Below are 481 nucleotides of genomic sequence, written 5' to 3'. Positions count from 1 at the left end.
GATGGCGCTCAATCATTCGCAGCAGCATCCGTGATTGTGAGAGCGCATCTTCCAGCGCATCATGTTTTGCGTCGGCCGCGTTCTCGTCCCAGATCACGGATTGCGGGTACTCGTGTATGAGAGCGCGCAAGCAGATTTTCTTTCGGTAGTGCCAAGGAACTGCGCCGTTCAACCAGAAGTCGATTTGTGCGATGTCGAAGTCGTTGCCGAGCGCCATCACATACATGTGCTCGGGATCAACAATGAAGTGATCGCGCACTCGCGCATCTATCGTGGTCAACCAGTAATCGGTCAGTTCGCGCTGGAACTGCTCAAGATTGATCGAATCTGCCTGACCCGTGACCAGTGAACTTCGCGCCGCTTCAGATTGATTCAGCCACCAGAAGAAGGCGTCGGCCTCGATCTTTCCACCACGATTAAGCTGCTCTTGGAGATTGAGGTTCCACTTCATGCTGTCGATGATGCCGATGCCGGGCACCAC

Annotated in this window: 1 protein-coding gene; it reads right to left on the bottom strand. The window is 54.5% G+C overall.

The features are described 5' to 3' along the window. On the bottom strand, positions 1–481 hold a 481-nt coding region (locus AC1RPG_RS08130; RefSeq protein WP_481762487.1), incomplete at both ends, for a 3'-5' exoribonuclease domain-containing protein.

This window comes from Dellaglioa sp. CoH-57-MRSF-18 (assembly GCF_056781995.1).
Note: the sequence above shows the minus strand (reverse complement) of the source record. Positions and strands in the feature narration are given on the sequence as shown.